Origin of the sequence: Acidaminobacterium chupaoyuni (assembly GCF_047936785.1) — a bacterium.
GTDB classification, from domain to species: Bacteria; Bacillota; Clostridia; order Oscillospirales; family Butyricicoccaceae; genus Acidaminobacterium; species Acidaminobacterium chupaoyuni.
This window is the reverse complement of the sequence record NZ_CP176394.1, coordinates 2023172-2046143: the sequence shown is the minus strand read 5'-3', so window position 1 is coordinate 2046143 and position 22972 is coordinate 2023172. Positions and strand designations below refer to the sequence as shown.

The 22972-nt window shown below is 51.8% G+C and carries 21 protein-coding genes, 1 tRNA gene and 1 pseudogene; 20 read left to right on the top strand and 3 right to left on the bottom strand.

What is annotated here, in order from left to right:
- Positions 1-145: 145 nt before the first annotated feature.
- A complete protein-coding gene (locus ACJA3I_RS09825) occupies positions 146-1249 on the top strand; it encodes a diguanylate cyclase (RefSeq protein ID WP_458862424.1) in 1104 nt (367 codons plus the stop codon).
- Positions 1250-1354: 105 nt separating this feature from the next.
- On the opposite strand, the gene ACJA3I_RS09820 is transcribed toward ACJA3I_RS09825, so the two are convergent.
- Positions 1355-2857, bottom strand: a complete 1503-nt coding sequence (locus tag ACJA3I_RS09820; RefSeq protein ID WP_458862423.1) for an IMP dehydrogenase — start codon at positions 2855-2857, stop codon at positions 1355-1357.
- A 409-nt stretch (positions 2858-3266) separates the two neighbouring features.
- Between ACJA3I_RS09820 and ACJA3I_RS09815 the strand changes: the two genes are divergently transcribed.
- The 18 genes and pseudogenes from ACJA3I_RS09815 (at position 3267) to ACJA3I_RS09730 (ending at position 19538) form a co-directional block, all read left to right on the top strand.
- Positions 3267-3353: transfer RNA gene (locus ACJA3I_RS09815), tRNA-Leu, on the top strand.
- A gap of 72 nt (positions 3354-3425) precedes the next feature.
- On the top strand, positions 3426-3869 hold the full coding sequence (locus ACJA3I_RS09810; RefSeq protein ID WP_458862422.1) for a hypothetical protein: 444 nt from the start codon (positions 3426-3428) through the stop codon (positions 3867-3869).
- 39 nt (positions 3870-3908) lie between these two features.
- Entirely contained in the window at positions 3909-4733 is an 825-nt protein-coding gene (locus tag ACJA3I_RS09805) for an epoxyqueuosine reductase (RefSeq protein WP_458862421.1), read from the top strand.
- A gap of 72 nt (positions 4734-4805) precedes the next feature.
- Complete coding sequence (locus ACJA3I_RS09800) at positions 4806-5237, top strand: CBS domain-containing protein (protein ID WP_458862420.1); 432 nt, start codon at positions 4806-4808, stop codon at positions 5235-5237.
- 188 nt (positions 5238-5425) lie between these two features.
- Entirely contained in the window at positions 5426-6532 is a 1107-nt protein-coding gene (locus ACJA3I_RS09795) for a lipid II:glycine glycyltransferase FemX (protein ID WP_458862419.1), read from the top strand.
- An 18-nt stretch (positions 6533-6550) separates the two neighbouring features.
- Positions 6551-7645 (top strand): alanine racemase, encoded by a 1095-nt coding sequence (alr, locus tag ACJA3I_RS09790; protein WP_458862418.1) that lies wholly within the window; start codon positions 6551-6553, stop codon positions 7643-7645.
- Positions 7638-8981: an aminotransferase class I/II-fold pyridoxal phosphate-dependent enzyme gene (locus ACJA3I_RS09785; RefSeq protein WP_458862417.1), complete on the top strand. Its 1344-nt coding sequence runs from the start codon at positions 7638-7640 to the stop codon at positions 8979-8981. The genes alr and ACJA3I_RS09785 overlap by 8 nt, the downstream gene beginning before the upstream one ends.
- Positions 8982-9013: 32 nt before the next feature.
- A complete protein-coding gene (locus ACJA3I_RS09780; RefSeq protein ID WP_458862416.1) occupies positions 9014-9337 on the top strand; it encodes a cyclic-di-AMP receptor in 324 nt (107 codons plus the stop codon).
- Positions 9338-9341: 4 nt separating this feature from the next.
- Complete coding sequence (locus ACJA3I_RS09775; RefSeq protein ID WP_458862415.1) at positions 9342-10265, top strand: DNA polymerase III subunit; 924 nt, start codon at positions 9342-9344, stop codon at positions 10263-10265.
- 104 nt (positions 10266-10369) lie between these two features.
- Positions 10370-11134, top strand: a pseudogene (locus ACJA3I_RS09770) (PSP1 domain-containing protein); the annotation flags it as partial.
- A 514-nt stretch (positions 11135-11648) separates the two neighbouring features.
- Positions 11649-12191, top strand: coding sequence for a DUF4830 domain-containing protein (locus ACJA3I_RS09765; protein WP_458862414.1), 543 nt, complete (start codon positions 11649-11651; stop codon positions 12189-12191).
- Positions 12192-12469: 278 nt separating this feature from the next.
- Positions 12470-13555 (top strand): PucR family transcriptional regulator, encoded by a 1086-nt coding sequence (locus ACJA3I_RS09760; protein ID WP_458862413.1) that lies wholly within the window; start codon positions 12470-12472, stop codon positions 13553-13555.
- An 84-nt stretch (positions 13556-13639) separates the two neighbouring features.
- On the top strand, positions 13640-14320 hold the full coding sequence (gene ftsE / locus ACJA3I_RS09755) for a cell division ATP-binding protein FtsE (protein ID WP_458862412.1): 681 nt from the start codon (positions 13640-13642) through the stop codon (positions 14318-14320).
- Positions 14317-15204 carry a permease-like cell division protein FtsX gene (gene ftsX / locus ACJA3I_RS09750; protein ID WP_458862411.1) on the top strand — a complete coding sequence of 296 codons (888 nt, stop codon included), beginning with the start codon at positions 14317-14319 and terminating at the stop codon, positions 15202-15204. Before ftsE ends, ftsX begins: the two co-directional genes overlap by 4 nt.
- Before the next feature lie 32 nt (positions 15205-15236).
- Positions 15237-16460, top strand: a complete 1224-nt coding sequence (locus ACJA3I_RS09745) for a murein hydrolase activator EnvC family protein (protein WP_458862410.1) — start codon at positions 15237-15239, stop codon at positions 16458-16460.
- 15 nt (positions 16461-16475) lie between these two features.
- Positions 16476-17675 (top strand): S41 family peptidase, encoded by a 1200-nt coding sequence (locus tag ACJA3I_RS09740; RefSeq protein ID WP_458862409.1) that lies wholly within the window; start codon positions 16476-16478, stop codon positions 17673-17675.
- 493 nt (positions 17676-18168) lie between these two features.
- Positions 18169-18624, top strand: a complete 456-nt coding sequence (locus ACJA3I_RS09735; protein WP_458862408.1) for an NfeD family protein — start codon at positions 18169-18171, stop codon at positions 18622-18624.
- A 59-nt stretch (positions 18625-18683) separates the two neighbouring features.
- A complete protein-coding gene (locus ACJA3I_RS09730; protein WP_458863844.1) occupies positions 18684-19538 on the top strand; it encodes an SPFH domain-containing protein in 855 nt (284 codons plus the stop codon).
- A 79-nt stretch (positions 19539-19617) separates the two neighbouring features.
- Here the strand turns inward: ACJA3I_RS09730 and ACJA3I_RS09725 are convergent, their stop codons facing one another.
- The gene (locus tag ACJA3I_RS09725; RefSeq protein WP_458862407.1) at positions 19618-20403 is read right to left on the bottom strand and encodes an alpha/beta hydrolase; all 786 of its coding nucleotides are present in this window, start codon (positions 20401-20403) and stop codon (positions 19618-19620) included.
- 83 nt (positions 20404-20486) lie between these two features.
- Positions 20487-22088: an ABC-F family ATP-binding cassette domain-containing protein gene (locus tag ACJA3I_RS09720; protein WP_458862406.1), complete on the bottom strand. Its 1602-nt coding sequence runs from the start codon at positions 22086-22088 to the stop codon at positions 20487-20489.
- A 200-nt stretch (positions 22089-22288) separates the two neighbouring features.
- Here ACJA3I_RS09720 and ACJA3I_RS09715 point away from each other — a divergent pair, with 200 nt between their 5' ends.
- The gene (locus ACJA3I_RS09715) at positions 22289-22960 is read left to right on the top strand and encodes a uracil-DNA glycosylase (RefSeq protein ID WP_458862405.1); all 672 of its coding nucleotides are present in this window, start codon (positions 22289-22291) and stop codon (positions 22958-22960) included.
- Positions 22961-22972 lie beyond the last annotated feature (12 nt).

The following is a 22972-nucleotide window of genomic DNA, read 5'->3' as shown; positions in this document are numbered from 1 at the left end:
ATCTCATTTCACGGCCCGCCTGCGGCGATGGCCACTTTCTATCGCTTCTGCGCAAAAAGCGATGACTGCAAGCGGATGGTATCGATGTTTTTTATTCTAACATAGATTCCTTTTAAAATCATTAACAGAAAGGGAAGTGCCACTGATGAAAAACAGAAGAGCCGCGCGCAAGACACTTCATCTTTCCGCACAGTTTGGCAGCAGGCTGATCCACCTGAATTTAGAAAGGATCCGTGCGGCGGCCATGATTATTTTGTGTTTTCAGGTATTGAATTTTTGGCAAAATGATTTTGAAAAGGAACCGCTGGTCATCATCGGTTCCGTGGCGGTTTCGGCGCTTTGCCTGGCGGGGCTGCTGCTTGTGACGCTGATGCTGCAAAAAACGGTGATTCCCCGCGAGGGGCAAATGCTGTATATGGGCTTCTGGATGGCGCTTTCGGCCGCGATGCTGCCTTTCTATATGGTGGATCCCGAATTTTGGGGGATGCCGGTCAATGTGCTTTTATATGATGGCATTCTGGTGGTCGCGCCGATTTTTTCCATGCGTGAACGCAGCTGGGTTTTCGGGTTCCAGGTTTTCACGCTGATTCTGGCCTGGCATGGTGCAAAACTCAGTGGCGCTTATTATTTATACGCAGTGGCCTGTGTTCTTTCGGGATATTTCTTGTCTTATATTGTGCATCAGAATTATATTACGGTCACAGCAAAACTGGAAAGCGAAGCAAAGATCGATTTTTTAACGCAGGTGGCCAACAGAAAATATGGCTATGAACAGGCCAATATCTTGTGGCAGCTTTGCCGCCGCCATAAGCGCAAATTTGCCGCCATCGCCGTGGATATCGATTATTTTAAGGCCTATAACGATACTTTTGGCCATTATGAAGGCGACGAAGTGCTGAAAAAGATCGCCGCGGCTACCAAGCATTCTTACGGCAGAGCCTCGGATATCGTTTGCCGCACGGGCGGAGAAGAATTTTTGGTCTGTATTTCTGTTTCGGAAGAGAAAGACGCCATGAAACTGGCTTATCGCATGAAAGAAAATATCATGAAGCTGGAAATCGAAGCGGCAAGAAAAACGGCGGCGCCTGTGGTCACGGTGAGCGTGGGCGTCAGCCTGACGGTTCCGCAGGGCGAAGAAACCATGGTAGGCATTCTGCATGAAGCCGATCATATGCTGTATCAGGCAAAAGATTCGGGCAGAAACTGTGTGGTCTATCGCGACCGTGTGGTGACAGAAGATGATTTTTAGCGGCAGGCTTCGAAAACAGCCGCCGGTCATTAAAAAAACGACATCCCTTGTTTTTCAGCAAGGGATGTCGTTTTTGATTTGTTTTAAAAAGAAAACAGCCGGTTTTTATTTGATGACGGAGCTGTCTTTCAGCACCACATCGTGCGAGCCGCCTTCCACGATGCTGGTGGCGGAAACCAAAGTCATCTTGGCGTCGCGCTGCAGATCGGGAATATTCAGCACACCGCAGTTGCACATGGTGGAACGCACCTTGTTGAGCGAAAGGGTGACATTGTCTTTCAGGCTGCCTGCATAAGGAACATAGGAATCGACGCCTTCTTCGAAAGAAAGCTTTTTGTCGCCGCCCATGTCGTAACGCTGCCAGTTGCGGGCGCGGTTGGAACCTTCGCCCCAATATTCTTTCATGTAGTTGCCGTTGATGATGACCTTGTTGGTGGGGCTTTCATCAAAGCGCGAGAAGTAACGGCCCAACATGATGAAATCGGAACCCATCGCCAAAGCAAGGGTCATGTGATAATCGTGAACGATGCCGCCATCCGAGCAGATGGGCACATAGATGCCGGTTTCTTTATAATAAGCGTCGCGCGCCGCCGCCACTTCGATGATCGCGGTGGCCTGGCCGCGGCCAATGCCCTTTTGCTCGCGGGTGATGCAGATGGAACCGCCGCCGATGCCCACTTTCACAAAATCGGCGCCTGCTTCGGCCAGAAAACGGAAGCCTTCGGCATCCACCACATTGCCGGCGCCCACTTTCACGCTGTCGCCATATTCTTTGCGAACCCATTCCAGCGTGAGTTTCTGCCATTCGGAAAAGCCTTCGGAAGAATCGATGCAAAGCACATCAGCCCCGGCGTTTACCAGCGCGGGCACGCGCTCGGCATAATCGCGGGTGTTGATGCCGGCACCGACCATATAGCGTTTGGAACCATCCAGCAGTTCCAGCGCGTTTTCTTTATGAGAAGAGTAGTCTTTACGGAAAACAAAATATTTCAGGCGCTGCTGATCATCCACCAAAGGAAGAGAATTCAGCTTATGTTCCCAAATGATATCGTTTGCTTCTTTTAGTGTGGTGGTGTCGCTGGCATAGATCAGCTTTTCAAAAGGCGTCATGAACTCTTTGACCTTTGTCAAAGCATCCATGCGGCTGACGCGGTAATCGCGGCTTGTTACAACGCCGACAAGCTTGCCTTCGGCTGTGCCGTCATCGGTGATGGCAATGGTGGAATGGCCTGTCTTTTCTGTCAGCGCCAGAATATCCTCCAGAGTATTTTCGGGGGAAAGGTTGCTGTCGCTGCGAACAAAGCCGGCTTTATAAGCTTTTACGCGGGCGACCATGGCCGCTTCGTCTTCGATGGTCTGAGAACCATAGATAAAAGAAAGGCCGCCTTCTTTTGCAAGGGCGATGGCCATTTTATCATCGGAAACCGACTGCATGATGGCGGAAACCAAAGGGATATTCAAACTGATGGCGGGTTCTTCGCCTTTTTTGAATTTGACCAAAGGAGTTTTCAGGCTTACATTCGCAGGAATGCACTCCTTGGAAGAATAACCGGGTACCAACAGATATTCACCAAAGGTATGGGAAGGTTCACTGAAATAATATGCCATGCTCAACTCTCCTATTTCTTATGTTTTCTACAAAAAATATCATAAAACAAGTGCAAAGTCAACAAAAAATCAATTTTTGTTGGAAGGAAGAGCAAAACTGCTGAAAATTACCGCCGTAAGACCGGTGACAGCGGCAATAACGCCCAAAATCATGCCTGTGATCGCAAGACCTTTTTTCATGGTACAGACCTCCTTCTTTATGAAATCATCAGCTTGGCAGAGGCATTTTCAGCGCATCGAAAGAACAGAACAAGCGGAAGGATCGCCATGGCTTCTGCGTTTTGCTTTTTATATAAGTATATCCATTATAACACGATGGAATAAAGGTGACCACGAAAAAAATAAGAAAAATATGAAAAAACCACTTGCATTCATCCAAGATCTTCGATATACTATAAAAGCAATTTGCGCCGGTATGATGGAATTGGCAGACGTGCTGGACTCAAAATCCAGTGGTAGCGATACCGTGTCGGTTCGACCCCGACTACCGGCACCAGATGAAAACAAAAGACTGCCTTTGGGCAGTCTTTTGTGCTATTTGCGGAAAGAAACCGAAGGAGGAAAAGCCATGAAAAAGACCGCCGCGCGAAAAACGCGAAGCTGGCATTATGAACTTTTGATCTTAACGGAATTTTTGGCCGTTTTGTGGGTATGCTGGCAGCTGAGTCAAAATCCAGCCGTTTCACTGGCGGCCTGCGCTTTGCTTTATGGGGTGTTCGGCGTGGTTTTTCGCTTCACTTTTCAAAGGCATCATCGAAAAGGGCTTCGCCTTTATGGAAAGGGCGATTATCGGGGGGCGCTGGGGGCTTTTGAAGAAAGCGAACGCTTTTCCCATGCGCATCCGTTGATCGATCGGTTCCGCTTTTTCAGCATGCTTGACCCTTCGCGCCTTTCATATTGGGAAATGGCCATCGCAAACCAGGCGGCCTGCTATGGGCATATGGGGCGCGGCGAAGAAGCGATGGAATGTTACCGCAGGATCGAAAAGCGGGAAGATCAAACAGGCCGATAAGGCTTTTTGCAAAGTGGGCCGCGGGGCCGAGGGGAACACATGGAAGAATGGAAAAATTGGGCGCTGCAATGCGGCGCGGGCGATGGGGCCGCCATCGCGGCAGAGCCTGTGCTGCGGCGGATGGCCGAGGAAAAACGCCGGGCGGCGCTGGGTGATCTGCCGGGGCTGAAAGGCCTGATCGCGATGGTTTTCCCTTATTACGCCGGGGATCTGCCGGGGAATCTTTCCCTTTATGCCCGCGGCGAAGATTATCACAAGGTTTTGGGGCGGGCGATGGAAGAATTTTGCCGTCTTGCCGCCGAAAGTTATCCCTATGCGCATTTTCGCGCTTATGCGGATATTTCGCCTTATCCCGAAGCGCAGATCTGCGCGCGGGCCGGGCTGGGGGCCCTTGGCCAAAACGGGCTGCTGCTGACCCCGCGCTGGGGCAGCTATGTTTTCTGCGGCGTGGTGGCCACCGATCTGCCTTTAAAGGGCGGAAACGAGCCGGGCGGATGCATCGAATGCGGCAAATGCCGCGCGGCGTGCCCGGGCGGCGCGCTCACCCCGAACGGCTTTTGCGAAGAACGCTGTCTTTCGGCCATCACCCAGAAACGGGGCGAACTGGCTTTATGGGAAGAACAGCTCATTCAAAAAGGGCAGTATGTCTGGGGCTGCGATCGCTGCCAGCAGGTTTGCCCTTATAATGAAAAGGCGGAGCAAACAAGCTGCGGCGCGTTTTCGCAAAATCTGGTCGCCGAGATCACCGAAGAAGAATTGGCGGAACTTTCAGACCGCCGTTTTCGAAAAGAATATGCGGGGCGCGCCTTCAGCTGGCGCGGCATCGGCCCTTTGAAACGCAATTTAAAATTAAAAAAAGAATAAGCCGACAGGCTCTGCAAAAACTAAGGTGGCAGAGCCTGTTTTTTTATTTGCAGGCCGGGGAAAGGAGTTCCAATGAGAGTATCTGAACTGATGAGCCGCGGCACGGTCAGCGTTTCCGCGGATGACACCGTGGCCTGCGCGGCGCGGCTGATGGAACGGCATAATGTGGGTGTTTTGCCGGTATGCGGCGCGGAAAACCAGCTGCGCGGCGTGATCACCGACAGAGATATCGCCGTTCGCTGCGTGGCGGGGGATGTGAGCGCCGAACGCACCTGTGTGAGAGAGATCATGACGCGCCATGTGGCAACGGTCTCGCCTTCTGCCGATGTGAGAGAAGCGGCCCAGCTGATGGCGCAGACGCAGGTAAGGCGCCTGCCTGTGGTGGAAAACGGAAAAGTGATGGGCATGGTTTCCATCGGCGATATGGCCCGAACGCAGACCTATGATATGGAAGCTTCGCGGGCGCTGGCCGAGATCTCGATGCCCGAAAAACGCCGTTTCTAACCTTGCGAAAAGCTGTTTTCCGAAGCCGGGGAAACAGCTTTTCCTTTGCCACAAAGTTTTTGACAGGGCCCATCGGTGAGTGTATACTAAGCTTGTATTCGTATCGCCTGCGAAAGGCAGGCGCAAAGAACATAAAAACAAAGCAGATCGAAACGCAGGTTCGATGTAACGATAAAGGATAGGTGAGCATGATGATCGAAGCCGTGACAAAAACCAATCTTGCCGAATATGAGGCATTCATACAAAAACACCCCAAAGGACATTTTTTACAGTCTTCCGAATGGGGAAAGGTGAAGGAAAGCTGGAAATGGGAAGCCATTCTCTGCCGCGATGACGAGGGCAGGGTCTGCGGCAGCTTAGCGGTGCTGATCCGCAAGGTTCCCGTGCTGCCGTATACGCTGATGTATGCGGGAAGAGGCCCCGTTTGCGACAGCCACGATGAAGAGACTCTGCGCCAGCTGACGCAGGGCGCGAAAGATCTTGCCGCGCGTTATAAAGCCTATGCGCTGATGATGGATCCCGATATCGAAAGCGATGATCTGGAATTCATCTCGATCATGAAGAAGCTGGGCTATCACCATAAAGAAGCGGGCAAAAATTTTGAAGGCGTTCAGCCGAATTATGTGTTCCGCCTGGATGTGAAAGACAAGACGGAAGAAGAACTGATGGCGGAATTTCACCAGAAGACCCGCTATAACATCCGTCTGGCGGGGCGCAAAGGCGTCAGCGTGATGCTTTGCGATGAGACCACTCTGCCGCAGATGCTGCCGCATTTTGCCCGCATCATGAAAGAAACCGGCCAGCGCGACGGGTTCATCACCCGCAGCGAAGAATATTTCGCCAACCTGATGAAATATTTGGGCGAGCATGCGCGGCTTTATATGGCGCTTTATAACGATAAGCCCGTGGCGGGAACGCTGGCCATTCATTTTGGCAACAAGGTGTGGTATTTATACGGCGCTTCCTCCAATGAATACCGCAATGTGATGCCCAACTATCTGCTGCAATGGAGCATGATCCGCTGGGCGCTGGAAACCGGCAGCGAGATCTATGATTTCCGCGGCGTATCGGGCGACCTGACCCCCGAAAACCCGCTGTATGGCCTGTATCTTTTCAAAAAGGGCTTCGGCGGCAAATTGACGGAATTCTGCGGCGAATTCGAATATCTTTATAAACCCGCGGTGAACACGGCGGTGAATTTGGGGATGAAAACCATGCGCGGCGCGCGTCATGCCCTTTATGTGGCCAAAAACAGAAAGAAGGATAACAGGAAACCCGAGAACGAAGAAAAGTAAAACTTTTGGGGAAACGATATGAAAACGCTTGTGATTGAAAAAGAAAAGATCCTGCATAATTTAGATGTCATCCGCGATAAAGCGGGCAGCTCGGATGTGATCGCCGTGCTGAAAGCCAATGCCTATGGCATGGGGCTTTGCCAGATGGCCGCGCTGCTGAGAGAAAACGGCGTGCGCCGCTTTGCCGTTACCGAGCCTGATGACGCGGTGATTCTTAGGGATGCCGGCTTTGCCGATGAAGAGATCCTGCTGCTGCGTTCCACCGCGGTGGCTGAAGATATCCGAAAGATCATCACCTCCACGGCAACGGCTTCCATCGGCTCTTATGATGCGGCGGTGGCGCTGAACGGCATGGCCGAAAAAGAGGGCGTTTCGGTGGATGTGCATTTGGAGATCGACACGGGCATGGGCCGTTACGGCTTTGAGCCCACCGAAATGGAGCGCATCCTTTCGGTATTTCGCTTCATGGGCAATTTGAATGTAACGGGCATGTATACCCATTTTCCTTCGGCTTTCGCCAGCAAAAAAACAACGCGGGCGCAATATGATAAATTGCTGGAAACGGCGGCAAAGGTGCGCAGCGAAGGGTTTGACCCGGGCATGCTCCACGCGGCCAACAGCGCGGCGTTGTTCCGCTGTGATCTGCCAGCGCTGGATGCCGTGAGGATCGGTTCCGCCATCAGCGGCAGAACAACGGCCAAAGGCGATTGCGGGCTTCAAAAGACCGGGCGCCTGGAATGTGAGGTGGCCGAAGTGCGCTGGCTGCCCGCAGGGCATGGCGTGGGATACGGCCCCGCTTTCCTGACGAAAAAGCCCACCAAGATCGCCGTGATCCCCGTGGGATACAGCGACGGGTTCATGGTGGAAAAAGCAAGGGATTCCTTCCGCTTTCGCGACTGCATCCGTTATGCCTGCGGCGCGGTGGCCAACTGGATCAAACGGAAAAAGTTTTATGTGACGGTGGGCGGGCGCAAGGTGCGCGTGATCGGCCATGTGGGGCTGAACCACACCACGGTGGATGCCACGGCCATCGATTGCCAGCCGGGCACCATGGCATCGTTTGATGTTTCGCCGATGTTTGTGCCTTCCGAGATCAAGCGCCGCTATGACTGATACGCCGCTTTATTCGGCGCTGGTGGCGTTCGCCGAAGAAAACAGGGCGCGGTTTCATATGCCGGGCCACAAAGGAACGCCGTCGGGCTGTAAGCTTGACGGCGCTTTTGCTATCGATTACACCGAGATCCCCCAAACGGGAAACCTTTATCTGGAAGACGGACCCATCGCCGAAGCCGAAGCTTTGGCTGCCCGCTGGTATGGGATGGGAAGCTGCGTGTTTTTGACCTGCGGCGCAACGCAGGGCATCAAGGCCATGCTGGCTTCCGCCTGCCCCATGGGCGGAAAGATCCTGGCCGACCGCAACTGCCACAAAAGCGTTTGGGATGCCTGCGCGCTGCTGCAGATCGAACCGGATTATCTATGCCCCGAAACGATCGAAGCCTATGGCATCACCGGCGGGCTTGACGCGGAAGAACTGGAAGCCCGGCTGCAAACGGGCGGTTATGCGGCTCTGCTGGTGACGAGCCCCACTTATTACGGCTATTGCATGGATCTGAAACCCATCGCCGAAGCCGCCCATCGCCATGGCGCAAAGCTGCTGGTGGATGCGGCGCACGGCAGCCATTTGCGGGCCTGCGGGTTGGAAGACGCGGCGTTTCAGGGGGCCGACAGCGTGGTGTTTTCGGCCCATAAAACCCTGCGCGCGCTCACACAGGGCGCTTATCTTTTGACGCGCACCCGCGAAGAGGGCAAAACAATGCGCGCGAATGCCGCGTTGTTCGGCACCTCAAGCCCGTCTTACCCCATTATGGCTTCTTTGGATCTGGCGCGGGCCGAGATGGAAAGCGGCAGCTATGCCGCTTTTGCCAAGCGATGCAGGGCTTTTCGGCGGATGATCGAAGAAAACACGCCTTTTCCTGTGCCCGATCTGGGCGACCCCTGCCGCCTTTCGATTTTCACGGCCTGCGCAGGGCTGAGCGGCGAAGAGGCGGCGCAGCGCCTGAGAAAGCGGGGCATCGAACCGGAAATGGCCGATTGCAACAGCGTGGTCTGCATTGCCACACCGGCCGATGAGAGCGAAAACCTTTTCAGGCTGGAAAAAGCGCTTCTGGCGCTGGCAAGAGAAGAAAAAGCGGGGCCATCCTGCGTGGTTTCGGCCGGGCGGCTTCTGCCCGAAAAGGCGATGACCGTGAGAGAAGCCTGTTTTTCGCCCTGGGAAGAGCTGCCGCTGTGTGATTGCGCGGGGAAAACCGCGGCGCAGGGCATTGCGCCTTATCCGCCGGGGGTGCCGGTGATCGCGCCGGGCGAAAAGATTCATCAAAATTTCATTGAATATCTGGGCAAAAGAAGATATAATATTTTTAATAAAGTAAAGGTTGTAAAAGAAGCATAACCTTTCCAAATGAAAAGGAGGCTGCACCATTTATGAAAATGATCATTGCGATTCTTAATTCTGACGATGCTTCCACGGTTACCCATAACCTGATGAAAGACGGTTATCAAATTACAAAGTTATCCACCACGGGCGGTTTTCTTCGCGCGGGGAATGTTACAGTGCTGATCGGCGTTGAAGAGGATAAGCTGGATCACTGCCTTGAAATTATCGCGAAATATTCCAAGAGCCGCAAACAGCTGATTCCCAGTTCGGCCGAAGCCGGCATCAGCTTCTATCCCTCTATGCCTGTTGAAGTGGTCGTGGGCGGCGCGACGATTTTCGTTTTGGATGTCGAACAGTTTAAAAAGGTCTAATTCCATGCGGTTAGATCGTTTGATCGGGAACGAGCGCTTGAAAACAGCGCTCGCTCCCTTTTTCAGAGAAAATTTCCCGCAATCTGTCATTTTGGAAGGCCCTTCGGGCATCGGGAAGAAAACGGCGGCTTTCGAGATCGCCGAAAACCTGCTTTGCACAGGGGCAAACCCGCCCTGCGGCGTTTGCGGCGCCTGTGTCAGAATGCGCTCGGGCTCACATCCGGATTATCATTTATTTAATGCGGAAGCCGAGCTGATCCGTGTGAACGATGTGCGCGAAATTCGCCGCCAGTCGTTTATCCGCCCCAGCGAAGCGGCGCAGAAAGTGTTTATTATCAACGAAGCGCATCGCATGAACCCTCAGGCACAGAATGCGCTGCTGAAGGTGTTGGAAGAACCGCAGGAAACCATTTTTATTTTGCTTTGCGTTCAGGCGGGGCAGCTGCTTCAAACGGTGCGTTCCCGCTGTGTGCGTTTCGCCATGGAAGAACTTTCGGAAGAGCAGATCAAAGCCCAGCTCAAGCTGCGATGCCCCGAAAAAACCGATGGGGAGATCGGCAGCGCTGTGCTTCACAGCCGCGGGCTGCTGGGGCGCGGGCTGGAATGGCTTTCGGGCGAAGCGCCAAAAGCCGAGCTTCTCGCCGAAGAATGGAACGCGGCCCTGGGACAATCGGAATGGAAAACCTTAGAGGTCTGTATGAAAGCGGCGGCGCTGAGCCGCGAAGAATTCGGCGCGTTTTGCGAAAGCGGCTGTCTGGAGCTTTGGCAGAGAGCAAGGGCGAACCCCGGCGAAAGCTGGCCGCAGGAACTTTATGAAACTTTATATGCGCTTGCGCGGCAAGCCGAAAACAACGGTTCCGTTTCGGCCATGAACGGCGCTTTGGCGGCCAAATGCGGGCAATTGCTTTTTGCCGCGAACGACCGCTGAAAAACCGGTGAACAGGAAAATAAAATTTTCAGATGAAATTTTAAAATATAAGTTGAATCTTGCGCTTTGAAACCGCGAGAGGATCTATGAAATTGGAGCAAATTATGACAGAAGTGATCGGCGTTCGATTTAAAAAAGTAGGGAAAGTCTATTATTTCGATCCCTGCGGCATACAGGTGGAAAAGGGCCAGTTCGCCATTGTGGAAACCGCCCGCGGCATCGAATATGGCGAAGTGGTGATGAGCAACCGCATGGTGGAAGACGATAAGATCGTCAAACCCCTCAAGCAGCTGCAGCGGCTGGCCAATGAACAAGACCGCAAAATCGTGGCGGAAAATGAAAAAATGGAAAAAGAAGCGTTTTCCGTTTGTGAAGAAAAGATCCGCGCCCATAACCTTGAAATGAAGCTGGTAACGGTGGAATATACCTTCGACCGCGGCAAGATCTTATTTTATTTTACGGCGGATGGCCGCATCGATTTCAGAGAACTGGTGAAGGATCTGGCTTCGGTCTTCCGCACGAGAATCGAACTGCGGCAGATCGGCGTGAGGGATGAAGCCAAAATGCTGGGCGGTCTGGGCGTTTGCGGATGCCCCTTGTGCTGCGCCACTTTTTTGGATGATTTCGCGCCCGTTTCCATCAACATGGCCAAAGACCAGGGGCTTTCGCTGAACCCGGCAAAGATCTCGGGCAGCTGCGGCAGGCTGATGTGCTGTTTGAAATATGAAAATGAAGCTTATCAGGATATGCTGCGCACAACCCCTTCCGTTGAAAGCATCGTGCAGACACCCATGGGCAGAGGCACAGTCACCGAAGTGAGCCTTGTGAAAGGCCAGTGCAAGGTGCGGCTGGAAAATTCCAGCGAACCGCCCCACTGCTTCTGCAAAGGGGAATGCCAGGTGCTGAAAGCGGGCAAAAGCCACGGGAAGCGCCCCCACGCGGTGACGGAAGAAGAAGGCGCGGCCGAAGAACTTTTGGCGGAATGCCCCGCCGAAGAAAAGAAGACAAAACCTGCCGAAACGCAGGCGGCACCGCAGGCAGAGCGCAAAGAATCGCCCCGCCCGCAGCGACCGGCCAGAAACGACCGCCCACGGCGCAATGACCGCCCCCGCGGTGAGAACAGGCGCGGCGGCGAAAACGAGCGCCGCGCAGAACGCCCTAAAAATCAGCAGCCCCAGCCGAAAAAAGAACAGAACGCAGAAGAAAAATAACAGCGCGGCATCTCCGGTTTCAACAGGGGATGCCGTTTTCTTATCACCAAAGGAGCGAGCCGATGCAATAGTTTGACAGGAATTGTTGAAAAGAATATTGGGCATTTTGTGGCATATCCTGAGCGGGACAAACATAAAATGGTAGCACGAAAAAAGTAAACGGAGGTGCGCCATGTTAGTGTTTACAGCGAAGCTGAACAAAAAAAGACTGATTGCCATTGCCATCACCATCGCCGTGGTGATCGCGGCATTGATCCTGCTGCTGCCCGATAAAGAAAGCCGCGCTATGTCATCGCAGCCCACGGCTAAAAATTTGAGCGGCATCAAAACCGAGGATGACCGCATCGGTTATCTGAAAAGCCTGGGTTATGAGCTGAACCAGGAACCCCTTGGCACCCAGCAGGTCGTCATCCCCAAAAAATTCGATCAGGTCTATGAAAATTACAACAAGCTTCAAATGGATTGCGGTTTCGACCTGAGCAAATACCGCGGCAAGCAGGTCAGCCTGTATACTTATGCCGTGACGAATTATCCGCAGGTGACCGATGCCAGAGCCGATCTGCTGATTTATAAAAACAAGATCATCGGCGGCGCGGTCTATTCCGCGGCCATCGATGGGTTCATGCATGGGCTGCAGCAGGCCCAGCCTGCGGCACAACCGCAGGCGCAGCCCCAGGCCCAGCCGCAAACACAGCCTGCCGCGCCGGCAAAATAACCTTTAACGGTCGGTTAAAAATCAAAAAAGCCAGCCATGGCGCAGAAAAATAGAAAGCGTGTTCGGTAAAATTTATGCCGAACACGCTTTTTAATTTCCATGAAAAGCAAGATAATGTAAAAATAATGCAAAGAACCGCCCAATAACTTGATTTTGCACGGCATTTCAAAACATTATAAAATATTTTGCAAATAATTGTTGAAATTCATGGTGAAATACATTAAAATAGACATAGTGTTTTCATGCAATTTATTGAAAATAAACAAAGGGTGGTTACGATGGCAGCTCGTCTTTTCCAGAGCATTTTGCTCGAAGTAAAAAACAAGGTCGATTTTATTCTGGGCGTGGTGGATAGCACCGGCGTCATTACGGCATGCACAGAACTGAAATTCATCGGGGAGAACATCGAGGCCGCCGTTGAATTTTTCAAAACAGGGTTGGAAGAAGGCCAGTTCGGCGGATATACCTTCCACATGATCGGCGGCTATGAAGGCGGCGCTGAAAATGCGGTGTTTGCGGGCAGTGTGGGCGAACAGGCCTCTATTGTCTGCGCGCTCACAGCCGTGGCGATCAAAAACAGCAAGACCCAGTATGATGAAAAACACGATAAAGCTACTTTTATCAAAAAGATCATTTTGGATAACATCCTTCCGGGTGATATCTATATCAAGTCGCGTGAAATGCATTTTGTCAGCGATTGCAAGCGCATTGCATATACTGTGCGCATGGCAGATCGCCAGGATGCCGCGGTGATGGATATTCTGCTCAAGCTTTTCCCGGATCGCCAAAAAGATTTTGTGATTACTATCAGTGAAAATGAAGTCGTGCTGATCAAAGAACTGAAAACGGGTGATTCCAAAGAAGTGATGCGCTATGCCGAGATGATCGACAAAGCGCTGACCGAAGAAACCCCCATTTCTCATGTGATCGGCATCGGTTCGGTGACGGGCCAGCTGAAAGATATCGCGCGTTCTTTTAAAGAAGCGCAGATCGCGGTGGATGTGGGTCATGTGTTCGATGAAGATGTGACCATTATGAATTTCGAAAACCTGGGCGTGGGGCGCTTGATCTATCAGCTGCCGACCACGCTTTGCGAAATGTTCCTTTCCGAGGTGTTCAAAAAAGGTTCGATCGAATCGCTGGATGACGAAACCTTGTTCACCATCCAGAAATTCTTTGAAAACAACCTCAATGTTTCGGAAACTTCGAGAAAGTTGTTTGTTCACCGCAACACGCTGGTTTATCGCCTTGAAAAAATCAAAAAGCTCACCGGGCTTGATTTGCGCGAGTTTGATAACGCCATCGTTCTGAAATTCGCCCTGATGGTTAAAAAGTACTTGAAATCAAGAGAAGATATGGTATAAAAAATATAATTCAAAAATCATTGCGGCTTTTTGCTGCAATGATTTATTGAGTTATAGAGGTTTCGCGCGGGGAGGCGCATGACCATGCTGAAATTGATCGATACTTATAAAACCTATGATAACGGCACCAAGGCGCTCAACGGCATTACGCTGACCATCGACGATGGCGAATTTGTGTTCGTTGTGGGCCCTTCCGGTTCGGGAAAATCCACCATCACCAAGCTTCTTGTGGGTGAGATCCGCCCCACCAGCGGCAAGGTATTGGTGAATAATTTTGATTTGGGAACTTTGAAAACAAGGCAGCTGCCCTATATGCGCCGCACAGTCGGCGTGGTGTTTCAGGATTTTCGGCTGATCGAAGATAAAACGGTTTTTGAAAATGTGGCGTTTGTGATGCGCGCCGTGGGCGCCCCGCAAAGGATCATCAAAAAGAGAGTTCCTTATGTGCTGGATCTGGTGGGCGTGATGCATAAAGCCCGCCGTTTTCCCACAGAACTTTCCGGCGGTGAACAGCAGCGTGTGGCCATCGCCCGCGCGCTGGTCAACAACCCCACCATGGTGATCGCCGATGAACCCACAGGAAACTTAGACCCGGCCAGATCGCTGGAACTGATGACCCTATTCGAAAAAATCAATTCTTTGGGAACCACCGTGGTGGTGGTGACCCACGAAAAGGAACTGGTGAATCAATTTGAAAAACGAGTCGTAAGCATCGATAAGGGCGTTATCGTCAGCGACAGAACAGGCGGGTATTATATCAAATGAAACAGTGGAACATTAAATATTACCTGAAAGAAGGCATCCATAACTTCTTTTCCCACCGCTTTATGACGGTGGCGGCCATCACCGTGATCGCGGCCTGTCTGCTCATCACGGCCAGCTTCAGTTTGATCGCCTATAATCTCGATTTGAAGATCGCAGATCTGGAAACCCAAAGCGAGATCGTTGTTTTTGTGGATGAAACTTATACGCGCGAACAGGCTCAGGCCATAGGCGCCCAGATCACGGCCATTGAAAATGTTTCAAAAGCCGAGTTCATCACCAAAGAGCAGGCGCTGGAAAATTATAAAGCCAAAATGGGCGAAGATGCTTTTATTTTGGAAGGCCTCGAAAACGATAACCCCCTGCGCGACAGTTATCGCATTACCATGAAAAACATTTCTTTGCATCAGGAAACGGTCAATGCCCTTTCACAGATTCCCGGTATTGCCGAAACCAGCAGCAAAAAAGAATTTTCCGATAAATTGATCCGCATCCGCTCGGTGGTCAACGCCATTTCTTATACACTGGTGGCCATGTTGGGCGCGGTTTCGATCTTTATTATTTCAAACACCGTGAAACTGGCCATGTTTGCCCGCCGCGAAGAAATCGCCATCATGCGCATGGTGGGCGCCACAAACCATTTCATCCGAACGCCCTTTGTGGTAGAAGGCTTATGCCTGGGCGAAGTTGCAGCGCTTTTGGCATTTTTTATGGAATGGGGCGTGTATAATTACATCGCCAAAGATCTGGTGGAAGCTTCGGGCATTATGTCTTTGGTGGAATTCGGAACCTTTTCGACCCCGCTTTTGCTGGTGATGCTGGTTGCCGGCATGATCGTGGGCGTGGGCGGCAGTGTGATGACCATTCGCAAATTCCTGAAAGTGTAAGAACCATATAAGACCGAAAATGAGGGAAAACAATGAGAAATCGAAAAAAAGTAGTGCGCATTGTTGCGGGCTTTATCGCCGGTTTACTGGTGTTTCTGATGTTATTTGGCCTGGTGGCCGATCTGTTTTTCGTGTCGCCGGCGGCTGCGGCATCTCAGGCGCAGGTCAACACCTTGAAAAATAAATTGAAAGACGCTGCGGCAGAAAAAGATAAGATCAAAAAAGAACTTTCGGGAATTCAGAACGACAAGGCTTCCATCAAGAAGCAGATCGAAGCGCTGGATGCCCAGATCAATAACACCCAATCGCAGATCGATCTGCGTTCGGGCCTGATCGATGAGCTGACAGGCATGATCGCCCAGAAAGAAGAAGAAGTGGCGGCGGCCCAGAAAAAAGAACAGGAACAATATGATAAATTCAAGACCCGCGTTCGCGTAATGTATGAACAGGGCGACACGAGTTATTTGGAAGTGCTGCTTTCTTCCGATAATTTTTCTGATTTTTTGTCGCGCTATGAGATCGTTTCGCAGATCGCCCGCTATGACAAAGATCTGTTCGACCAGCTGAAAGCGCTGAAAGAAGAGATCGAACAGAAAAAAGCCGAACTGGAAGGCGACAAAAAAGAGCAGGAAGCCGCCCGCCAGGAATTGCAGGTGACAAAATCAGAGCTGGATCAGCAGCTGGCCGATCGATCCAAAGCTATGAGCGCGCTGGAAAGCGCCGAGGCTTCGGTGAAAGCTTCTTACAGCGAGATCGAAAAAGAAGAAGAAAAGATCAACAGCCAGATCGATAAAATGGTAAAAGAGATGGAAGAAGAGGCCAAAAAGCAACAGGGCGCCAACGGCGGCGCTTATGTGGGCGGCACCTTCACCTGGCCTCTGCCGGGTTATTCCACCATTTCCTGCCCCTTCGGCATGCGCAAACACCCCATTACCGGCGTTTATAAGCTGCATACCGGCGTGGATCTTTCCGCACCCCGCGGAACCACCATCGTTGCGGCAAACAGCGGCACGGTGTTGATCGCGGGTTACAGCACGGCTTATGGCAATTATGTGGTCATCAGCCACGGCGGTGGCATCAGCACTTTATATGCGCACATGAGCCGCATTGGAACCAGCAAGGGCGCAACCGTTTCAGCCGGCCAGAAAATCGGCGAAGTGGGCAGCACCGGCTATTCCACAGGCAACCATCTGCATTTTGAAATTCGCAAAAACGGCAGCTATATCGACCCCATGACCCAGTTTTCGAGAAAATAAAGGAGCATGCACCGGATGAATAAAAGAAAAATAACCACCGGATCCATGCTGATGCTGATGATGCTGGCGGTTGTGGCAACTTTCAATATTACCTTTTTTGTGGCTTCGGAATATTACAACAAGCGGCTTGGCAATTTTGAAGAGCTGGAAGGCGAATATAAAAAGTTTAAGGAAGTTTCGGATATCGTAGATAAATATTATGTGGGCGAAGCCGACGAACAGGCCATGATGGATGGCGCGATGCACGGCTATATCGACGGTATGGGGGATAAGTGGTCCACTTATCTTTCGGCCGATGAATATAAAACCGTTTTGGAAAAGCGCGAAAACCAATATGCGGGTGTGGGCATCACGGTTTCGATCCACGAAGAAAGCAAGAATTTCACCATTACCGCGGTAGCGGAAAATTCCCCCGCCGCAAAAGCGGGCATCAAACCCTTTGATGTGTTGCTGGCGGTGGATGGGAAAAGCGTGGCTTCCATGTCTTATGACGATGTGTCGGATGCCGTGCGCGGCAAAGAAGGAACCTCTGTGAAGCTGACGGTCAGCCATGAAGGGGTCAGCCATGCATATGAGCTGAAACGCGCCGAGATCTCTACCCCGGGCGTAAAAGCGCAGATGCTGGAAAACAAAATCGGGCTGATCCGCATCGAATCGTTTTCGAAAAATGTGGATAAGGAATTTGCGCAAAAGCTGAAAGAATTGCTGGCGCAGGGCGCAAAGGGCCTGGTTTTTGATGTGCGTTTCAACCCGGGCGGGTTTGTGGATACGCTTGTGCCGATTTTGGATGAGATCCTTCCCGAGGGCACGATCATCAGCATCACCGATAAAGCGGGGCAGACCACCGATTATAAATCGGAAGCGGAATGCCTGATGATGCCTATGGCGGTTTTGACCAATGAATATTCCATCAGCGCGGCGGAATTTTTCGCGGCTTCGCTGCAGGAATATGGTGTGGCCACAGTGGTGGGCGAAAAGACCGGCGGCAAGGGCTATGCACAGAACCTGATCCCCCTGCCCGATGGTTCGGCGGTGAATATTTCCACCAGCCGCTATTATACCCCCAAGGGCGTCAGCCTGGCGGGAAAGGGCGTTACCCCCGATGAGGAAGTTTCTCTTTCGGAAGAACATTTAAAGAGTTTCTATCAGCTTACGCCCGCGGAAGATGAACAGCTGCAGGCGGCAACAAAAATTTTGACAAAGCAAATCGGGTAATCTTTCAGCGGCGGAAAAGTTTTTCTTTTCCGCCGCTGTTTTATAACGGGCCGCCATGGCAAAATGGCATTTACTGGACAGCGGCCCGAGAACATGGTAAAATAACCGCAAGCAGTTAGTTTATCCATCTTGCGGCGACGGCCAATTTATGCCAATCGCGCTTTGCGTTCATGGCATCATAGAATAATTCAAATACTGCGGCTCGATCTTCGCGGGGCCGGGCGGATGGAATATGGCGCCATGTTGGGGGCATATCTTTATAAAGCGCGGCAAGCGTTTCCCCTGCAAGGCGGTTTGGCAGAAGAAGTGAACGGCGCTGCTGCGAAACAGCCGCTTTGTTTGGCAGTTTGAGAGAAGAAATACCCCTGCGTGCGGGGTGGATTTGGAAATTTCCCGAGCGAAAAGTTTTTAGGCAACAAAGGTTCCGCAAGACGGATTTTTGTTTTTGGCGGCCGCGAAAAGGCCGCACAACGGAGAAATGGGGTGAGAATCGATGATGATTCCAATGCCTGTGATTTGGCTGATCGCCTTGGTGGTGTTTGTCGTGCTGGAAGCGGCGACACTGGGGCTGACCTCTATCTGGTTCGCCTTCGGCAGTTTGCTGGCGATGATCGGCGCTTTATGCGATCTCAGCTGGGGCTGGCAGCTGTTTTTGTTCATTTTGGGCACAGCATTGCTGCTTTTGTTAACGCGCCCGCTGGTGGCCAAAATGAAACTGGGGCGTGTGAAAACCAATGCAGACCGCGTTGTGGGGCAAGAAGGCATCGTGACCCAGCGAATCGACAACCTGCATGCGCAGGGGCAGGTGAGCGTGGCCGGCCAGATCTGGACGGCGCGTTCCCAAACAGAAGAACCCATTGAAACGGGAAAAACCGTGAAAATTTTACAGATATCGGGCGTTAAGCTGATCGTCTGTGAAAATAAAGCACATGAGGAGGAAAAAGTATGATAACGGTATTATCGGTAAGCTCTGTTTTCACCATCGGCATCACCGCGGTGGTCATCGTGATGGCTCTGTCGCTGGTGGCTTCCTGCGTGGTGATCGTTCCGCAGGCCAACGCTTTCATCGTGGAACGCCTGGGCGCTTTCAACACCGCTTGGGAAACCGGGCTGCATTTCAAAATACCTCTCATCGAGCGCATTGCCAACAAAGTGACTTTGAAAGAAAGAGTTTCTGATTTTGCGCCGCAGCCGGTCATCACCAAAGATAATGTCACCATGCAGATCGACACCGTGATCTATTTTCAGGTGACCGACCCCAAGCTGTTCACTTATGGCGTTGTGCATCCCATGGCGGCCATCGAAAACCTGACAGCCACCACGCTTCGCAATATCATCGGCGAACTGGAACTTGACCAGACTTTGACTTCGCGTGATATCATCAACACCAAGATGCGCACCATTCTTGATGAAGCCACCGATCCCTGGGGCATCAAGATCAACCGCGTGGAACTGAAAAATATCATTCCTCCCCGCGAAATTCAAGACGCGATGGAACGGCAGATGAAGGCGGAACGCGAACGCCGTGAATCTATCTTGCGCGCCGAAGGCGAGAAACGCGCCGCGATTCTGGTGGCGGAAGGCGAAAAAGAATCGACGATCTTGCGCGCGGAAGCAAACCGCCTGGCGAAGATCACCGAGGCCGAGGGCGAAGCTGAAGCTTTGCTGAAAGTGCAGAAGGCAACGGCGGAAGGCATTCGTATGCTGAACGAAGCGGCGCCCAGCGATGCCATCATCAAGATCCGTTCGCTGGATGCCTTTACAAAAGCGGCAGACGGCAAAGCAACAAAAATCATCATCCCTTCCGAGATCCAGAGCCTTGCCGGTTTGGCGGCGTCGGTAAAAGAAGTTTTTAAAGATTGATTGCATGACAGCAAAATAAAAGCGCTGTTCCTTTTTGATGAGGAACAGCGCTTTTTTATGATTATTTCAGAAAAAAAGATCAGATCAGTTCGAAATGTTTCAGCGCGGCCTGAAGGGCTTCGTTGAAGAAATAGAAAGTGTGATTGCCTTTCAGACATTTGAAAGCGGCATCATAGCCGTTTTGGGCCAGAAGCGAAGAGAAGGCTTTGTTTTCTTCCAAAAATCCGTCTTCCTCGCCGCAGGCCATGAAAACACGGGGCTTTTTTTCGGCGGGCACTTGCAGCATCAGCGCAGAAGGGTCGTTTTCCGCCTTCCAAACCAGTTCGTCGCCGAAAGCGCTGTGAAAATCGCGGTCGAGCTGATTGCCAAAAGCGGAAAGAAACTCTTCCGACATCCCGTTTTTGCGCAGCTCATCAAGCCCTTTTTTCAAAAAGAGGGGGGATGCGGCGAACGCCCCGCACATGCCATAGCGATCCGGGCACCGCAGCGCGCATTTTAAAGCGCCGTGGCCGCCCATGGAACCGCCCATCACCGCCGTATCTTTGGGCAGGGCGGAAATGCGGAAAGCGCTTTGGCAGATCTCGGGCAGTTCTTCGGTGATATAGCGGAAATAATCAAAGCCATGGGCCATATTGGTGTAAAAACTGCGCGCAACTTCGGGCAGGATGAAAACAGTATTGCTGCCGGCGGCATAGGCGGGCAGCATAGAATAATCGATCCAGGTGCTGTTGCTGCCGCATAAACCATGCAGCAGATAAACCACCTTTCGCGGCTCGCCGGCCGGCGAAGGGGAATTGGGGGCCACAATGGAAAGCCCGGTATCCATGCCCAGAACCTTTGAAAAAACACTGCCTTTTAAAATCACGGTTTTTCACTCTCTTTCTTTCATGAAAAGGCGGCAGAAGCCGAAAACAGCCGCTGCCGCCAAACGCGAAACGGCGCGGAAAATCAATCCACGATGCCGTTCATTTTTTCCAGATATTCGTCATAGGTGCAGGAGCGGTCGATGAAGCCTGTGGGGGTCAGTTCGATGATGCGGTTGGCAATGGTCTGGATAAACTGATGGTCATGAGAGCTGAACAGCACATTGCTTTTGAAATCCATCAGACCGTTGTTGACCGCGGTGATCGATTCCAGATCCAAATGGTTGGTGGGCTGATCCAGCAGCAGCACATTGGCGTTTTTCATCATCATGCGCGAAAGCATGCAGCGAACTTTTTCGCCGCCGGAAAGCACATTGGCGGGCTTATAAACATCATCGCCCGAAAACAGCATTTTGCCCAGAAAACCGCGCAAATAAGTTTCGGTGGTGTCATTGGTGGCGAACTGCTCGATCCAATCTAAAAGATTGCCGGTGAATTCATCAAAGAAGGCCGAGTTATCATGGGGGAAATAGCTTTGCGTGATGGTGGAGCCCCATTTAAATTCGCCGCTGTCGGGTTCCAGCTCACCCACCAGAATGCGGAAAAGGGTGGTCACGGAGTTTTCGTTTTCGCTGATGAAAGCGATCTTATCGCCCTTGTTCACGCGGAAAGAAACCTGATTGAGCACCTGCTCGTCATCGATGACTTTGCTGAGGTTCGTCACGGTCAAAATTTCTTTGCCGGGTTCGCGGTCGATGGTGAAGCCCACAAAGGGATAGCGGCGGGAAGAAGCGGGCATATCATCCACTTCCAGCTTATCCAGCATTTTGCGGCGGGAAGTGGCCTGGCGCGATTTTGATTTGTTGGCCGAAAACCGCTGGATGAAGCTTTGCAGCTCGCGGATCTTATCTTCGCGGCGCTTGTTCTGATCGCGCAGCAGGCGCTGCATCAGCTGGCTGGATTCATACCAGAAATCATAGTTGCCCACATACATGCGGATCTTGGTGTAATCGATATCGACGATATGGGTGCAGACATTGTTGAGGAAATGGCGGTCATGGGAAACCACGATCACCGTGCCGGGATAATCCTGCAAAAAGTTTTCAAGCCATGCGATGGAGGCCACATCCAGGTTGTTGGTGGGTTCGTCAAGCAGGATGATATCAGGCTGGCCGAAAAGCGCCTGGGCCAGCAGAACCTTCACCTTTTCTTTGCCCTGCAGGGTTTCCATCTGGGAATAAAGCAGATCCACGGGCAGGCCGAGCCCCTGGATCAGACGGGAGGCGTCGGATTCGGCTTCCCAGCCGTTCATTTCGGCAAATTCGCCTTCCAGTTCCGAAGCGAGAATGCCGTCTTCATCGGAAAAATCTTCTTTTGCATACAGCGCGTCTTTTTGCTTCATAATTTCATAAAGGCGCGCGTTGCCCATGATAATGGTGTCCAAAACCGTATAGGCATCATAAGCGAAGTGGTCTTGCTTCAGCACAGACATGCGCATATTTTTATCCAGAGCCACAGAACCTCTGGAAGGCTCTAACGCGCCGGATAAGATGCGCAAAAAGGTGGATTTGCCGGCGCCGTTCGCGCCGATAACGCCATAGCAGTTGCCGGCGGTAAATTTGAGATCGACATGGGAAAAAAGGTCTTGCCCGTCAAAATTCAGTGCAACATCAGAAACAGTAAGCATAAATCGGAATCCTCATCACGCGCAAGGTTTTTGGTCGCTCATAAAAACAGCCGGCTGCGCGCTGCCGGCAAAGCGAAGCATATTGCTTTCTATCTTATCATATTTTCACAAAAAATCAACCGTAATTGTGTTGAAAGGGTGGTCAAAGCTCGAATTTTGCGTTATGATATTCTTCAGAACAGCAAAAAGGAGAATGCGGCATGGTGAAGATCGGCAATGATTGGGATTCGCTTCTGGCGGGGGAATTCGAGAAGGATTACTACTTGAAGCTGCGGCAGTTTCTGGCATCCGAATATCGAACACATACGGTTTATCCTTCCATGTATGATATCTTCAGCGCGCTGAAATATACGCCCTACCATCAGGTCAAAGCCGTTATTTTAGGGCAGGATCCCTATCACGGGCCCAATCAGGCGCAGGGGCTTTGCTTTTCGGTGAAAAAAGAGGTGGCGATACCGCCTTCACTTCAAAATATCTATAAAGAACTGCAGGCGGATCTGGGCATCGCGCCCGCGCAGCATGGCAGCCTGGTTTCCTGGGCGCAGCAGGGGGTCCTGCTGCTCAACACGGTGCTCACCGTGCGCGCGGGGCAGGCCAATTCTCACAAAGGCATGGGGTGGGAAATTTTCACCGACAGGGTCATCCGCCTGCTGAACGAAAGGCAGGAACCGATGGTGTTTTTGCTGTGGGGCGGCAATGCGAAAAGCAAGCGTGAGCTGATCACGAACCCGAACCATCTGATTTTGACGGCGGCGCACCCCAGCCCGCTTTCGGCCTATAACGGCTTTTTCGGATGCCGGCATTTTTCAAAATGCAACGCGTTCTTAGAAGAACACGGGCAGGAACCGATCTGCTGGCAGCTGGAGGAATGACAACAGGCCATC

Excerpts from the sequence above, each read along its gene's own strand:
- ACJA3I_RS09825 (WP_458862424.1), top strand. The coding sequence starts at position 146 with ATGAAAAACAGAAGAGCCGCGCGCAAGACACTTCATCTTTCCGCACAG.
- ACJA3I_RS09820 (WP_458862423.1), bottom strand. The coding sequence starts at position 2,857 with ATGGCATATTATTTCAGTGAACCTTCCCATACCTTTGGTGAATATCTG.
- ACJA3I_RS09810 (WP_458862422.1), top strand. The coding sequence starts at position 3,426 with ATGAAAAAGACCGCCGCGCGAAAAACGCGAAGCTGGCATTATGAACTT.
- ACJA3I_RS09805 (WP_458862421.1), top strand. The coding sequence starts at position 3,909 with ATGGAAGAATGGAAAAATTGGGCGCTGCAATGCGGCGCGGGCGATGGG.
- ACJA3I_RS09800 (WP_458862420.1), top strand. The coding sequence starts at position 4,806 with ATGAGAGTATCTGAACTGATGAGCCGCGGCACGGTCAGCGTTTCCGCG.
- ACJA3I_RS09795 (WP_458862419.1), top strand. The coding sequence starts at position 5,426 with ATGATGATCGAAGCCGTGACAAAAACCAATCTTGCCGAATATGAGGCA.
- alr (WP_458862418.1), top strand. The coding sequence starts at position 6,551 with ATGAAAACGCTTGTGATTGAAAAAGAAAAGATCCTGCATAATTTAGAT.
- ACJA3I_RS09785 (WP_458862417.1), top strand. The coding sequence starts at position 7,638 with ATGACTGATACGCCGCTTTATTCGGCGCTGGTGGCGTTCGCCGAAGAA.
- ACJA3I_RS09780 (WP_458862416.1), top strand. The coding sequence starts at position 9,014 with ATGAAAATGATCATTGCGATTCTTAATTCTGACGATGCTTCCACGGTT.
- ACJA3I_RS09775 (WP_458862415.1), top strand. The coding sequence starts at position 9,342 with ATGCGGTTAGATCGTTTGATCGGGAACGAGCGCTTGAAAACAGCGCTC.
- ACJA3I_RS09765 (WP_458862414.1), top strand. The coding sequence starts at position 11,649 with ATGTTAGTGTTTACAGCGAAGCTGAACAAAAAAAGACTGATTGCCATT.
- ACJA3I_RS09760 (WP_458862413.1), top strand. The coding sequence starts at position 12,470 with ATGGCAGCTCGTCTTTTCCAGAGCATTTTGCTCGAAGTAAAAAACAAG.
- ftsE (WP_458862412.1), top strand. The coding sequence starts at position 13,640 with ATGCTGAAATTGATCGATACTTATAAAACCTATGATAACGGCACCAAG.
- ftsX (WP_458862411.1), top strand. The coding sequence starts at position 14,317 with ATGAAACAGTGGAACATTAAATATTACCTGAAAGAAGGCATCCATAAC.
- ACJA3I_RS09745 (WP_458862410.1), top strand. The coding sequence starts at position 15,237 with ATGAGAAATCGAAAAAAAGTAGTGCGCATTGTTGCGGGCTTTATCGCC.
- ACJA3I_RS09740 (WP_458862409.1), top strand. The coding sequence starts at position 16,476 with ATGAATAAAAGAAAAATAACCACCGGATCCATGCTGATGCTGATGATG.
- ACJA3I_RS09735 (WP_458862408.1), top strand. The coding sequence starts at position 18,169 with ATGATGATTCCAATGCCTGTGATTTGGCTGATCGCCTTGGTGGTGTTT.
- ACJA3I_RS09730 (WP_458863844.1), top strand. The coding sequence starts at position 18,684 with ATGGCTCTGTCGCTGGTGGCTTCCTGCGTGGTGATCGTTCCGCAGGCC.
- ACJA3I_RS09720 (WP_458862406.1), bottom strand. The coding sequence starts at position 22,088 with ATGCTTACTGTTTCTGATGTTGCACTGAATTTTGACGGGCAAGACCTT.
- ACJA3I_RS09715 (WP_458862405.1), top strand. The coding sequence starts at position 22,289 with ATGGTGAAGATCGGCAATGATTGGGATTCGCTTCTGGCGGGGGAATTC.